We start from the raw sequence: 13309 nt of genomic DNA, 5'->3' as shown, positions 1-13309 counted from the left end.
CGGCCTTCGTGATTTATTCGAGAAATTCGAAGGCACGGAGGCCCGTGTGCCCGACCGCAAAGCCTGCGACGATGATGCCTCCAGAGAGGTTCTGGTGAACCGCCTCGAGGTCAAGCCCCGAGGCACTCAGCCTGCACCGCCTGTAGAACGGGGTCGACGGGAGGAAGCCGGTTCCGAGTGTGCCGACAACGATCAGTACCGCTGCTAGTCCCAAAAACACGTACTGTCGACGTTGCCCCTTCATATTGTGAGACGCTCGCTCAAACCGTGTTCTCACGGCAGATCCGTCATTTCAGTCGGCCGGGATGATGGCAGCCGATTGATCGGGCTGTCGGGCTGTTTGGACCGAGTAGAGCAGACTGCCAGTAAACAGGAGGAGACTTCCGACGATGAATACTGCACTGAGCGGCGAGGCCGAATCGACGAACACCCAGTAGAGCGGGGCAGCAATCGATGGCCCGGCAGCAAGCACCGCGATCTTCGCGACGAGTGGCCCGCAGCACCCACAGGTACACGCCCCGACGATTGCAGCACTCCCGGCGGTCCCTTCGGTCATACCGGCTCGTTCCTCGACGCGCCAGTGACGGGCGATGAGAGCGGCGTTCAACCCGATGAGAGTGCTCAGCATCCCGACGACGATGACCTGGCCAGGTGACAGGGCCAGGAAGAACGGGATGTGTACGAACGGGAGATGCGGAATCGCGATTTCGAGGGTGGGCCACGATACCAGCTGATAAATTGCGGGCAGAACGACGACCGTCACCTCCTCGGGGAAGCCTTCTTCGGGGAAAAACGAGAGGTAGCCCGTTACAGTAACGAAAAAGAGTGCTAATACGACACCGACGCCGATGCCGAAGCGACGCGCAACTGGATCACGCATGACTGCGCGAATGACACTACAGTGATGTTATTGGTGTGATACGATCGGTCCGTTTGAGAAGGATGAATCCGCCGAGGATAACGGCACCGACGAGAGCAAGGATAGCAACATGTCCTTGGGAGAGTCCACCGCTTCCGGTTGTACCGTGGGCGGACGCGACGGGGACTTGAGTTAGCGTAAAGATCGCGGCGAGAAGTATAGAGAGTGGCTGAACAGACCCTCTATTCGAGCGGTCTGTCCACGGGAGGAACCCTCCCGTGGTTGAGGCTCTTCCGGTGACATTATTCGGTCTTGGACAGGGAGCCACTTCTACCTGACTGATTCGAGAGAGCCACTCGGAGAGATATGCGTCACCCCATGGACGACGGTGTGCCACTTCTGTGGAGCCCCATGAGAAAAGTACGCCACCGGATGCTATACCGTCGTCACGTTCTAACACTAGTCCGACCCACCTACTATGGATCCCCGGCACGTATCTCCGTTCGACAGGTATGGTCCAGCTGAGTCCGTGGCTGTGGGCGGTCATTCTGGTCATCGGGGTCTTCGCTGCTCACTGGGGTGCCGAACAACTTTCGCATCCAATTAAGAAGCTCCGCCGACAGTTGGGATTGACCGCGGTCGCAGGTGGTGCCCTCGTCGGGATCGCTGCCGCTGGCTCCGAGATCGGCATCAACGTCACGAGTGCCTATCGCGGTGTCTCCGACATCGGGCTGGGAATGATGCTCGGGTCGAACATCATCTCCATTCCACTTATCGTTACTATCGCCTACGTCGCCTCGCGGAAGCGAGACCTCGGCGGCGGAACGGAGGGGCAAGATACGCGTCATGACGGTGGGCAGGGGAGCACGTCGTCTGACGGCCAAACAGCGACGCACGGTCGCCACCGCCAGGAGAATCTCCTTCGGATTCAAAAGGAGGCCGTTACCGTCCTGATACTGCCGTATCTCGGCATCCTTGGTCTGGTCGCCGTCCTCACGTTGCCGGAATCCGGGCGGGGACTCCAGCCCATCGATGGGTGGATTATGGGGGCAGCCTACCTCGCGTATCTGGGCCAAGCGTTCTTCAGGGGTCGCTCCGGGTCGGAGGACGTGCAGTGGGCCAAGAAAGAACTCGGCCTTGCCGGTGCCGGGCTGGTCGTCCTTGCGTCGGGAGCGTACGGTATCGTTCTCTCGACGGAGAACATCGTGGCTGCACTCGGGATCTCGAGGCTCGTGGGTGGGTTATTCGTGACGGCGATCGTGACGGCGATCCCCGAGATGTTCGCGACGTGGAGCGTCGTCAGAAGCGGTCAGGTCACCGCCGGGACGACGAGCGTCATCGGTGACAACGCTGTCACGATGACCGTAGCATTCGTACCGCTCGCACTCGTCACGGTTCCAATCGAGGACTTTCAACTCTATTGGGTGAATCTGCTATTTGTGGCGCTGATGCCGGCCGTGTACGCGGGACTGACCCACTGGGGAGCGGCTGAACACGGGTTCACGCGATTGCAAGTCCTGCTGTTCGACGGTCTCTACGTTGTGTATGTTGGTGTAATGGCCTTCAGTGTACTCAACATACTCTGAATGGGTACCTTCCATGTATGGAGAGTATCGAAGATAAGTAGAGCGAGAAAACACATATCTGAAATAGAATTCCGTAAATGTCTGAAGAAAGTGAAGGTCGAGACTACCCCAAAAAGATAGAGATGAACGTAAACAGGGCGAATCCTCCCACGAGTGCGACGGCAGCCAGCCGGGCCTCACCTTCCTTGTGTGCTTCGGGAATGATCTCCTCGACGGCAACCGTGAGCAGGATTCCGGCTGTAAAGGCGAGCAGCCCGAACTTGACGATCGCAGGTTGACCACGGACGAGCCAGTACCCGACCGTGACACCGAGAAAGATTGGAAGTGCGAACGAGAGGGACAACAGGAGTCGTGTTCGGCGCGGAACGTCCTTCGATTTGAAGGTGGCAATCGTGGCGAAGCCCTCGGGAATGTCGGCAGGAACCTGACCGAGTGCGAGGAGGAGTCCAAGACCTAGCGAAATCGTCGACCCAGCTCCGATCATCACGCCGTCGCTAAAGAGATCGACGGCGACGCCGGCGAAAATACCCCAGGCACCTGACTCTGCACGTCCCCCGCCGGTTCGAGCGGCGATGAGGTCTGTGAGGCTGTCGAGACCGATCGAGAAGAATCCTCCCGCGAGGAAAACGACGAGCACGAGCCACGGCGGGTCGGCTTCCAACGTCGTCGGAAGCAGCTCGATACCGACGACAGCGAGGATAATGCCCGCCGCAACGTCGAGGGCTAAGCTGAGTGTATCGCCGGAGATCTCGAACCGTTCGGCGACGAGCCCACCGGAGATGTTCCCAAGGGCCGGCATCGAACTCAATAGGAGCGCTGTCAGATAGCTGGTGGCCACGCTATTAACCTACCCGTAATTCGGGTTTGACTCGGAAAGCCCTTACTCCGCTATCGAGGATTTTAGTAGTATCCCGTCCCGTAGCGCGAAAATCTACCTTCTCTCCGTGAGGACTCCTCCAGCCCCCTGGTCTATCTGCGGTCACTCTCGGAAGAGTGCAAACGGATCTCCGAAAGAAATCGTGTTTGTACTTGCCCTTGTACTTGGTGGGACCTACGAGTCCACGGACGATTTGGCCGTTCCGTCACTTATTCACGGAGTGTACAACGCTGTCCGGTTCGGCGGCGCGTATCTTGGTGCAACCAGGATGCTCTGAACCAATTACGACTCGCCCAGAAACACTAGGAGATGAATATGGTTGAGAAACCAGAGCGGTAATATCACGCCGATCCCGACGCCAAGGAGTGGGCTATTCGAGGCGAGTCACACCACCTGTGCGAGAACCGTGCCAAGCAGTACCACGCTGTTGTACGCGATTCCATTAATCAGAATGTCTCCCGGTATCTGTGGCCGTGGCCACTGTACGAGACTGTAATCACTCTTCGATGTTCGACTCGCGCTGAGTGCAATTATGAGTCCGGCCAATCCACTTCCAAACCACCCAAGGAGCACTATCGGGATTGAAAACAAGCTGACTCCCACCACCAGACCGGCTCCGACCGGAAACGTGATAACGACGAGTTCGACAACGGTGCATCGAGCAAGGTTAGTTCGCAAAGAAGTCAGCATATTCTTGACTCAAATCTGTACATCGGTCAACCATCTATTTCACTTCGTTCTTGGGAGACTTTTCTTCTCCTCGTCGGTAACCGGTCGAGAATACTCCGTCGAGGATTTGAACCTCGGTCTTCAGCGTGAGATACCGAGATGATTGGCCGAGCTACACCAACGGAGCACCCCTAGCTTGGGGTCTCAGTACTTCAAATACGGCCAGTGTCCTACTCAGTGGGAATCCGCTGTTCCCCCTTATGTTGGGGCCTATGATAGGGAAGTATGGAGCGCCGACAGGTTCTCAAGACAGCCGGGATTCTCGCAACAGGTGGCGTAACTGGTCTCGCTGGATGCAGTAGTTCTGGGAACGGAGATGGTGGCGGTGAGCCGACCACGACTGAAACGCAGGAGACAGTTGGTGGGTCAGGAGACTCAAATACCGTTATGATGGTCACCGAAGGGAGCGAGTACTATTTCGATCCCATTGGTCTATTCGTCGAATCCGGGGAGACAGTCACGTTCGAAATCCAGAGTGGAAGTCACTCAGCAACCGCCTACAAAGAGGGAACGAGTTCAGCAGAGGTGACGCGGATTCCCGACGGAGCGGAAGCGTTCAACAGTGAGGTTCTGAGTGAGCAAGGCGCAACGTTCGAGCACACGTTCGATACCACACGGGCACGTACGATTATTTCTGTATTCCGCACAAATCCCTGGGGATGGTCGGTCGGATCGTCGTCGGCGAACCCGGCGGTCCCGCGGAGGGGAGTATGCCACCGGACGGAGACGTTCCCGAAAGCCAGACCATCGTCGATCAAGGTAGCGTCTCGTACAGTTCGTTCTCCGGGTAGGCGGCCGCGTACACTGCGAGCTGTGCGCTCCGGAATCGCTCGGACACCATATGGCCGACACTGACTGTGCTTCGGACCACCAGTATGGAGACACACGCTGCCGATGACGCTCGCACAAGGCTCGTGGCCGACATACACGGATGCTGCCCTCGATAGTGTTCGGCGAGAACGACGCGAGGTCGAACGCGAATGTCGAGCATTCCAACGGTTTCGCCAGCGTATTCAGACCGTCGACACACAGACTCCTCGGTTCGAACGGTCCGTTGTTGGAGTGGATCAGAACCTTACATCCGAAGAGAAGTCGATCCGTGATACCATCGAGCCGTGGTATCATGACACTGTGATGGCGGTCGACCACTACGGCGACGTGTACGGTGATTCGTTCGAGGCAAGCTTCAGTGCCGAATTCGGTGTCGACGTGCTGGTTCTAATTTCGGAAGCGACTACGTTCTCACCGCTCATCAAACAACAACTCCTCGAGGCCGCACAGCGCTGTATCGACAACCGCCGGGTCTTTCTAGAGACGCTCCAGGATGAATTCACTACCCTCAAAGACGCGCAATCTACGGTTCAAGAGATTCGAGAGGCGATTGCAGAACTTGATTCTACGGAATCACAGGGAATCTCAGATACTGAACTGACCGATCGATACGACACACTTCACACGTTGAATGATGAATGTAAGAGTTGGATCCAGCAACGGCAGGAGGAAATCCACGCTCATCGAATCGATCGGTCGGCAGACGTGGATGCCTACACTGACCTCTGTTCGTATCTCTACGAGGGTCTGGAGGTTGATTATCCGGTATTGGCGACGTTTGTCGAAATCTTGGAGATCATCTCCCGATATGAGTAGTCCCCCTCTTTCACCTCCTACTCAGTCTTGATGTCCTCCCATGGCTGAACAGTAGTTGCTGATTTGGCTGCGATTAGTGCTGGCAAACTGGGCGCTGGAATCGAAGGACCCCGCGTATCGAGCGCACGGCTTTCAGAATCGGCGTGAGTGGGCGTCGAACATATTAGATAATCGACCCCAGCAACTACTGTGAAGGGGTGGGCTTCCGCTTGCACCGTGTCAGTGCCGGTTTCCAGCAAATCTACTTTGTTAACGGTTTTGTCTATCCGGTCACCACAGTACATATGGAATTCGACTTCGTGCGCTCGGTGGCTCCCCTCGTCGTGATTGTCGCCGTCGCGGCGATTGCGCTCACGACCGTGATGACCTCCTCGACAGTCTTCATGATGGTTCTGCCCTCAATGATCGTCTTCTCAGTCATCGCGTTCTTCTTCGGAATGAAACACGGCGAGTTCCGCGCCAGTCCGTAACAGGCCGACCCAGTCGCCGAAATCCGCTGGGTTGCGGTCCATGCTAGCCGCCAGCTGGTGTTGATTCAGATTTATTTCGATGACCGGTTCGCAGTCCTACCGACGGCTGCTTCAGCGGGACGGTGTCGAACCAACAGGAGTCCACCAAATCCGGGTAACCACCATCGTTCAGTTATATCCAGTCCTGGTTGTCGTATAGAACGTCTCTATGCGGTGTAGCCGGCGTACTCCATAAGCTGGTTGAAGATGTCCGTATCCATGACCGACCGATAGACCACTCCAGTAAACATCCCGCCGGGATAGAACGTGCCGTTCATCACGTGGTTGACCTTATGGCAGTGCATCAGGTAGATACCGGGGTCTGCATCGGCAGTAAATTCGATCGTGTGTCGTTCAGCAGGGGCAACGTTCGTGACGTCCATGTCGTGTCGGGCAGCCTCCGGAATCGTCCCGCCGTCCTTTTCGACGCGCTGGAAGCGGTGGTTATGGATGTGCATCGGGTGCGACATGTACCCGCCGTTGACGAGGTGGATACGAACTGAGTCGCCCTCGTCGACGATGATCGGTGACCCTTCTTCGGGGTGCAGCGTTCGGGGTGCGCTCTTCCCGTTGACGGTGAACACGTCCGGATTGCGACTGGCCGAATTGTAGGTAAAGTCCGCCTCACCGGCCCACTTCCGCGGAACCCGTGAGTCCCAGTCTTTGACCGTCATGAAGTATTCGCGGTCGGCCGGTTCGTAGCCTTCGGGATCAACTCGGTAGATCCCGTACATGCCCATGTCGATATGCCGGTGGGTCTGGAAGTGACAATGGTAGAAATGCGTCCCAGGGACGTTAGCGGGAATCTCGTAGGTGTGTGTCTCCCCTGGCGGGACCTGAATGCCGGTCGTCGTCGGGACGCCGTCGTTCTCCCACGTCTTGCGAACCCCGTGGAAGTGAATCGTGTGGGGACGTCGGCCATCGGTGTTGTCGAGTGTCACCTCCATCGCGTTCCCCTCGGTCGTTCTGAGAATTGGGCCGGGGACGCTGGGGTCGTTGTCGTCGGCCTGGAACGCCCAGACGCGGGGGAATTCGACGGGCCCACCCATTGTATCGAGCGGGTGGACGGCGTGGCGGGCCTGCTGAGTCCGCATCGTCACTTCGCCACCCTGCTCGTTGACGTTGACGACTGTTGGAGGGCTGGTGTAGGGGAGATCAGGCGAGTCAGTTTGTGTCTGCGTGGGCGTATCGCTCGTTGCTGCTGGCTCGTTGGCTCCGCCCGCAGAACAGCCTGCTAACGAAGCGATACCGGTTGCGCCAGTTGCCGCGAGAAACTCCCGCCGGGACAGCCCGGTTCCGGGTGCGCCGAAACGTGTAGTCATGATACACTCGGTATCTTGGTCGGCCTAAACATAGGCCGACTGCGGTGTCCCAATTCACGGGACAGCGCGTGGACATGTTCGGCAAAAGGCGAATGGAGATGGCGGCTTTTCATCTATACTTGTTCGCTGTTAGGAGTCAGAAATTGGGGCTAGAAAGCGATCAGACTTCTAGAGTCCGCCCGTCGCCGTCAGATAGGCCCCTGCGAACTGCACCGCGTTATACGTCCCGTGAATCACAGCCGGCACTGCGAGATTGTCCGTGTACTCGTACGCTACTCCCAGTACTAGGGCCAGGACGAATGCGATACCAATGTACACCAGTTTGCCTTCCCCTGACAACGAGAAGAGATGGATCGATGCGAACAGAGCGCTTGCGAGGATGATTGCACGAGCCGGATGGAGATTTTCACGTAGGGTGCCCTGTACGAGGCCCCGGAACAACAGTTCTTCTCCCGGGCCGACCAACAGGAATTGGAGGGGGATCAGAAGAAGGAATACACTCGGATTTTGACGCCCGACCTCGACGATCTGATTCTGAGCCGAGTTCAGACCGAGGGCCGTGATTACTAAGGACGCCACAAAGAGCAACCCCAGGATTGCGATACTCCCCCCAACAATCACCGCCCCATCACGCTTGTCAGGTGAACGAACTGGAACGAATCCAAATCCGAGATCACGGCCTTTGAGATAGAGGATGGCGATGCCCCCAAACGTCACTCCTTGGAGGAAGAACGTACTCAAAACCAGTCTGAGGGCTGGGCGCGACGCGAGGTCGACTCCGAACAACCCGACGACCGTCGCGACGGCAAGGATTACGATAGCCCCTGCAACGTATGATCCATACGTGAGACCAATCGCCGAGGCGACAGATTGGAAGCGAGATATCGACGACATTAATCAGATGTGAGCGTAGGGCTCCACCCTACAAGCTGGCTTCGATAGGTCGACTCCGGCGCTATTCATTCCAAGACTTCTCACGGTAGTGATTTTGTTCATGGCTGATGTTCAGGTTCGACGAGGTTCGATCCAGCGAGGACTGTAATCGTCACGAGCACGAACGCGATGAGTGAGAGATTCGGAATCGTGAGTCCGAGCACCGGAGCCTGCCACTGGACGACTGCACAGGGGCCAGCAAAGGTGCATGAGGCTGTCGTTGCTTGGAGTACGGAGTGATATCCCGCGATTGAAGCTCCCACTACGGATAGTGGCACGACTGTTCGCCAGACTGTGTTGTGGCTCTCGAGAGCGGCAACGCCAAGAACGACGACGAGCGGATACATGAGGATACGTTGGTACCAGCAGAGGGTACACGGAACGAGACCGAGGCCGAGACTGAACCAGAGGCTTCCGAGGGTCGCAACTGCCGCGACACCTGCCCCGCCTGCAAGCCAGAATCGTCCGTCGGACATCCATGACTCAGTTTGATCCAGCTGCATCTTCGATCAACTGTCTTGTTCGCTCTTCGTTTCCGAGTGGATTGACCGTTGTGCCATCGATGAGGAGCGCGGGTGTGGCGTCGACACCGGTATCGCTCGCAGCCCTGTCAGTCGCCCGCAGCGCGTCGTCGTACTGGTTTTCTTGGATCGCCGTGCGAATCGACGCCGTCTCGGAGACGCCTGCGGCCTGAGCAAACTCGACCAGTCTCTCGGCGGTCGCCCACTGGTCGCTCTCGGGTGGCTGATTCCGGAACACGTATTCGTGGAACGCCCAGTACGAGGCTGGGTCGGTGTTCCAGACAGCTAACCCGGCTTGGCCGGCTGCGGGTGCATCGGGGCCTAAAAACGGGTCGCCACCGATATATGCGAGATTGCGGAACTCGAGCGCGATCGTTCCTGGTTCCACGTAGTCCGTCACGAGTTGTGAAAGCATCTCCGTACTGAACTGGGCGCAGTACGGACACTTCCAGCTCCCGAAGTATGTTACCGTGACATCAGTATCAGCGGACCCCACCGTCGCATAACGGAAGTCTCCAGGCGAGTCGGGAATCGGGGCAGTGGTAACGGCACCCGTATCACCTCCAGCATTCGCACCGCCCTCCGGTTCAGTACTCGTATTGTTAGAGAGAGCGGTGGCGCCGATCACGAGACCGGCAGTGGCGGCACCACCGCCGGCGAGGAGAAGCTGTCGGCGGGTCAGTCCTCCGACAGCAGCTCCGACACCTCCCTCGGATAACCGCTCTGAGAACGTGAGTGAATCGACGGCTGCGTCCGCCCGTTTGTGGTCCACACGTGAGAGGCCGTCGGGATGAGCGGCGAGCCAGTGTCTGTAGAGCTGCTCGTCAGTTTCGTCACCGAGTTGTTCACCACAATAATGGCAGGCGCTGTGAGCGTTCCATGTGTGGTCACGCGCTGCTCCAGCTGTTTCGAATTGATCTGTACAGATCGGGCAGGTATGAGCAGTCATTCGTGATCACTACTCCTGTTGGCAAATTTCATAGGCTCTGTGTTCTGCTCTCGTAGTGAGCCGAATCGTCGGTATCTGTGGCATTGTTTTATACGCAAGGTGTCATCAGCGGCGGAGATATGCGACAAGGCAAGTCGTCAGGAGACAGAGTAGAACGAGAATTGCCACGCCGAGATGGGTCGTCACGATGATCGGTTGGAGATCTTCCGTGACGGTCAGTCCTCCGAGGATAACCTGTAACGGAAGGAGGACGAGAGCGGCCGTGGCTGACCATTTGACAATCGGGGTATTACGGTGTGTTACCCACGCTCCGAGGGCCGTGACGGCGATCAGAACCCCGGCCGTCATCGCCAGTCCGCGATGAGCCCACTCTGCGAAAATTTGGAGTGCAGAGTATGGCGAGTTAGCGATGATATCGGGCTGGAGGAACGGAACCCACGTCCCGTAGCAGGTCGGCCAATCCGGACAGGAGAGCCCAGCACCGATTGCACTGGTATAGGCTCCGAGAAGCATCACGATGTACGTCAGAAGTACCGTGAAACCAGCGATATGCCTGTACCTGACCGGAGTCTTTGGAATCGTGGCTCGCAAGTAGTGCAAGCGGCTTCGGGCTTGAGACATAATATTTGGGTTAACTCGCAGTGTGCCAAGTTGACGTCCTGAAGACAAAGTGCTAGGCCGGATTCCCAGTAAGTGGGACACCGCCTGCTATTCATTGAGGAGCCGTCCCACGGCACTGCTAAGAAGACCCACGGTTCGTAGGGAAAACCCCTATATGCCGATAGTATGGTGTCTTAAGAGCATATCCAGGAACGGTCAATAGATGAACGCGACCGTGAGGTGAAGTCTGCTAACGACAACACCTGTCTCGAGTGTCAGGGCCATATTACCCGGAATAGCGACAGCGGTGAGGCGACCTGCGAAAACTGCGGGTTGGTTTTTGAAGATGATCCAATCGACCACGGCCCGGAGTGGCGTGCTTTCACGTCGGCCTCCTTCGAGGAAACCGACACGCGACATGACGAGATGCACAGTACCATCGAAGCCTGGATCGACGACCTCGTCGACCACGTCGACGACGCGCAGGCCAGCGCGGAGTTCCAAGAGTGGCTTGACGTCCAATCTCGGTTCCACGACTACTCCCATCGGAACACGCTGCTCATCAACCTCCAGTGTCCCGAGGCGACGAAGGTCGCCGGGTACAACACCTGGCGGAATAAGTTCGACCGGCACGTCCAGGAAGGTGAGTCAGCCATCTGGATCTGGACCCCGATCATTACGAAGCAGTGTCCCAAGTGCAAGAACTCGCCTAGCTACCACGAGCAAAGTGACTGTGAATACGACGAGATGTCGCCGGACGAGTGGTCGAAAGGGTTTGTCGGGTTCAAACCCACGTCTGTCTTCGATGTGTCCCAGACGGAGGGTGAGCCGCTTCCCGAGCTAGAGACTGAGGCAACTGGCGATGCCGACGACCTGGTGCCCACACTCGAGGATGCAGCCACTGATATCGGCGTGACAGTTCGTATCGTCGACGCTGACGAGTGGAAGCATGGGGACGCGATGGGCGTCTGCAAATACCGGAGTAAGCGTGATCTCCAACCAGTCGTCGAGGCGAAAGCGCGCGAAAATCAGGCTGATCTCGCCGTGACGTTGGTTCACGAGTTCGCTCACGCCTTACTCCACTCAGACGCCACCGACGAGGCCGAGCGATCGAAACGCGAGGTTGAGGCCGAGGCAGTCGCGTACATTGTCGGGCGGTATTTCGAGTTGGATACGAGCGGGTCCGCGTTCTACTTGGCCGCGTGGCAGGACGAGGACTCAGACGCGATTCAGGACCGGCTTGGTTGAATCGGTTCGACTGCGGAGGAGATCATCGAAACCATCGACGGGTAACGAGATTATGTCTATTCGGAGAGCGAAATAGCGGAGGTTTTCCGCTGTAACGCGTTTTAGGGGTCGTCTTTTCGCGCCGACGAAGGGTGGCGGCGTGACTGCACTCGTCACGTCGGACAGACCCAGACTCAGTACCTCACAAAGCATCCTCAGCAAACTGACGCTGGAACGTGAGTTACCAGCGAACCAGAACTCGGAATTGTGCTCTGAAGATCTACTCCACAACGAGAGATGGGAAGTCGTCGCAGTCGGCGGCGTTCAGCCGTCGACGCGACAGCGTTGCCACTGATCGGCAGGGCGGGCTCGGTCACCAGTTACCGGTGGAACCGGTCATCCGGTGGCCGATTCGCGGGGACGGCCCGACGCACCGCAAGGGCCGTCCACGCTGCCCGAGTTACCATGTCGACGAACTCCTCGAAGGGCCACCACCAGAGGCGACGCCCGCCACGGCGGGGCGTCGCCACATACTTCCAGTGCAGGAACCGCCAAACGTTCTGGAGCAAGAGACTCAGCACAACGAACAACAGCCGTCTCATGGGATCTTGCGTCGTCGTCGAGATGATCGTTGACTCGGAGAGACGGTAGCTCGCTTCGATCCCGAAGCGTTTGCTGTAGTGGGATCGAGCCTGTCGAGGTTCATCGACAAACGGCGCGTCGACGGCGTAGCCGTGACGCGCCACCCCGTGCTCATCGTATCGACCATTCTTGTAGGTACAGTCGATCATCACTGGAAACTCGACGGTCCACTCGTACTCGCCGTAGGACGTCGTGAGATCGTGAGTGATCTCACGACTCCAACCGGTGCTGAGTTCGTTCTTGATCTTGCTGCCCCATTGATCACTGGAACGATGTACGCGAAATTGTGTGCTTGGAGCAATGTGAGACACTTGCCGTCGTAGAAGCCACTGTCGAGATATACCGCTTTAACGTCGAAGTCGAAGTTGTTGAGCAGTCCTAGAAACTCTGCGAGGATATCGCTGGCGGTGTCGCCGTCGGTGAGACGGCGCACCGCCAAGGTGTAGCGCTTGTTGTTCACGCGGGCGTAGAGTGTGGCGTAAGCATGGAACGCAGTTGTTCCTGCTTTGGCCTCACTGTAGTAGAGGCCGTCAGTCTCGTCTTTGTCACCATAGTAGGGTCGCAGGTGGAGGTCAGCAACGACCTCCACCTGCTGGGGGAGTGTTTCAAGGATATCCTGCTGGAGAAGCGTGTTCCCCGTAGATTCGACAGTTTCGAGGTCAAACTTGGAGCGGAGGTGGTAGAGGACGTCATTGGCAGAGGGAGCGTCTTTGCTCTCCTTACAGAGTGAGGAGATCGAGGTCCCGTCGGCGGTCGCGCCGACGAGGACCTCGAAAATGTCCTCTGGGTCGATTTCAGTGTTCTCACTGAGGTCAAGAGTAAACGCGCCGGTAAGAACGGTGACGAGAAAGTTAAGAAGCTGGTCCTCGTGGATTTCACTGTCTGCTTGCTGCTGTTTGCTAGGCACA

13 protein-coding genes, 1 tRNA gene and 1 pseudogene are annotated in these 13309 nt (G+C 57.4%); 5 read left to right on the top strand and 10 right to left on the bottom strand.

Annotated elements, in window-relative coordinates:
* Positions 1-13: 13 nt before the first annotated feature.
* Both NDO75_RS26195 and NDO75_RS26190 read right to left on the bottom strand, forming a co-directional pair.
* Positions 14-244: a hypothetical protein gene (locus tag NDO75_RS26195; protein ID WP_310909479.1), complete on the bottom strand. Its 231-nt coding sequence runs from the start codon at positions 242-244 to the stop codon at positions 14-16.
* A gap of 48 nt (positions 245-292) precedes the next feature.
* Positions 293-880: a hypothetical protein gene (locus NDO75_RS26190; RefSeq protein WP_310909478.1), complete on the bottom strand. Its 588-nt coding sequence runs from the start codon at positions 878-880 to the stop codon at positions 293-295.
* 491 nt (positions 881-1371) lie between these two features.
* Between NDO75_RS26190 and NDO75_RS26185 the strand changes: the two genes are divergently transcribed.
* Positions 1372-2445, top strand: a complete 1074-nt coding sequence (locus NDO75_RS26185; RefSeq protein WP_310909477.1) for a hypothetical protein — start codon at positions 1372-1374, stop codon at positions 2443-2445.
* 103 nt (positions 2446-2548) lie between these two features.
* Here the strand turns inward: NDO75_RS26185 and NDO75_RS26180 are convergent, their stop codons facing one another.
* Positions 2549-3244, bottom strand: a complete 696-nt coding sequence (locus tag NDO75_RS26180) for a ZIP family metal transporter (protein ID WP_310909476.1) — start codon at positions 3242-3244, stop codon at positions 2549-2551.
* An 859-nt stretch (positions 3245-4103) separates the two neighbouring features.
* Positions 4104-4178, bottom strand: a tRNA-Glu gene (locus tag NDO75_RS26170).
* A 532-nt stretch (positions 4179-4710) separates the two neighbouring features.
* Here NDO75_RS26170 and NDO75_RS26165 point away from each other — a divergent pair.
* The 3 genes from NDO75_RS26165 (at position 4711) to NDO75_RS26155 (ending at position 6168) form a co-directional block, all read left to right on the top strand.
* Entirely contained in the window at positions 4711-4842 is a 132-nt protein-coding gene (locus tag NDO75_RS26165) for a hypothetical protein (protein WP_310909475.1), read from the top strand.
* A gap of 271 nt (positions 4843-5113) precedes the next feature.
* Positions 5114-5698: a hypothetical protein gene (locus NDO75_RS26160; protein ID WP_310909474.1), complete on the top strand. Its 585-nt coding sequence runs from the start codon at positions 5114-5116 to the stop codon at positions 5696-5698.
* A gap of 284 nt (positions 5699-5982) precedes the next feature.
* On the top strand, positions 5983-6168 hold the full coding sequence (locus NDO75_RS26155) for a hypothetical protein (RefSeq protein WP_092635601.1): 186 nt from the start codon (positions 5983-5985) through the stop codon (positions 6166-6168).
* A 206-nt stretch (positions 6169-6374) separates the two neighbouring features.
* Here the strand turns inward: NDO75_RS26155 and NDO75_RS26150 are convergent, their stop codons facing one another.
* The 5 genes from NDO75_RS26150 to NDO75_RS27865 form a co-directional block, all read right to left on the bottom strand.
* Positions 6375-7529 carry a multicopper oxidase domain-containing protein gene (locus tag NDO75_RS26150; RefSeq protein WP_310909473.1) on the bottom strand — a complete coding sequence of 385 codons (1155 nt, stop codon included), beginning with the start codon at positions 7527-7529 and terminating at the stop codon, positions 6375-6377.
* Positions 7530-7697: 168 nt separating this feature from the next.
* Entirely contained in the window at positions 7698-8423 is a 726-nt protein-coding gene (locus tag NDO75_RS26145; RefSeq protein WP_310909472.1) for a type II CAAX endopeptidase family protein, read from the bottom strand.
* 98 nt (positions 8424-8521) lie between these two features.
* Positions 8522-8938 carry a disulfide bond formation protein B gene (locus NDO75_RS26140; protein WP_310909471.1) on the bottom strand — a complete coding sequence of 139 codons (417 nt, stop codon included), beginning with the start codon at positions 8936-8938 and terminating at the stop codon, positions 8522-8524.
* 7 nt (positions 8939-8945) lie between these two features.
* Positions 8946-9932 carry a thioredoxin domain-containing protein gene (locus NDO75_RS26135; RefSeq protein WP_310909470.1) on the bottom strand — a complete coding sequence of 329 codons (987 nt, stop codon included), beginning with the start codon at positions 9930-9932 and terminating at the stop codon, positions 8946-8948.
* A gap of 105 nt (positions 9933-10037) precedes the next feature.
* Positions 10038-10445 (bottom strand): COX15/CtaA family protein, encoded by a 408-nt coding sequence (locus NDO75_RS27865; RefSeq protein ID WP_345784932.1) that lies wholly within the window; start codon positions 10443-10445, stop codon positions 10038-10040.
* Between the two features lie 513 nt (positions 10446-10958).
* On the opposite strand from NDO75_RS27865, the gene NDO75_RS26125 reads away from it, so the two are divergent.
* Positions 10959-11780, top strand: coding sequence for an ArdC-like ssDNA-binding domain-containing protein (locus tag NDO75_RS26125; RefSeq protein ID WP_310909499.1), 822 nt, complete (start codon positions 10959-10961; stop codon positions 11778-11780).
* Positions 11781-12139: 359 nt separating this feature from the next.
* Here the strand turns inward: NDO75_RS26125 and NDO75_RS26120 are convergent.
* Positions 12140-13308, bottom strand: a pseudogene (locus NDO75_RS26120) (ISH3 family transposase).
* Position 13309 lies beyond the last annotated feature (1 nt).

The sequence above is a fragment of the Natrinema sp. 1APR25-10V2 genome (assembly GCF_031626495.1).
Taxonomy (GTDB): domain Archaea; phylum Halobacteriota; class Halobacteria; order Halobacteriales; family Natrialbaceae; genus Natrinema.
Note: the sequence above shows the minus strand (reverse complement) of the source record. Positions and strands in the feature narration are given on the sequence as shown.